We start from the raw sequence: 529 nt of genomic DNA, 5'->3' as shown, positions 1-529 counted from the left end.
ATTTATTTCATAATAAGAAGGGGCGACAAAATCTCTAAATGTTGGTGCATATAAAATTGTCTTTATATCACTATTATCAGCGATATCATTCGATTTATTTTTGAGCTCTGTTACACGAGGATATTGTGCATATATAAATTCAGATATTTTACCTTCAAAAGATTTTTCAAATATTTCTTTATAATAAAGAGATGGACTTAGAAATACATCATACTCTTTTTTTGAATTAATCACATGTTTTATGCCCCGTTCAAGAGGATTATCTTTTCCATATGAACTTAGTGTTAAATCACCTATTTTTTTTATAGGCAAACCATGCCACAAACATATCAATTTTCTATTTTTACAAACATATGGTGTTATATCATTGACACCATGACTGCAAATAAAAACTTTTGCGCGCGCAATAAATAGTATACTTTTCAGCGAATAGAAATAAATCACTCTATCTTTCGTTTTCTCATTTTTGGATAGTGCATGATATATTTTTAGATCTTTTGTAACCCAAAATATTTTTTTATTTTTTTTC

At 27.4% G+C, this 529-nt stretch carries 1 protein-coding gene; it reads right to left on the bottom strand.

Annotated elements, in window-relative coordinates:
* Positions 1-529 (bottom strand): CDP-glycerol glycerophosphotransferase family protein (locus CXQ94_RS21965; RefSeq protein WP_181034381.1); only part of this gene is annotated, 529 nt, incomplete at both ends.

It is taken from the genome of Arthrobacter sp. GMC3, assembly GCF_002929305.1.
In the GTDB taxonomy this organism is placed as follows: Bacteria; Actinomycetota; Actinomycetes; order Actinomycetales; family Micrococcaceae; genus Specibacter.
This window is presented reverse-complemented; position numbering and strand designations above follow the sequence as displayed.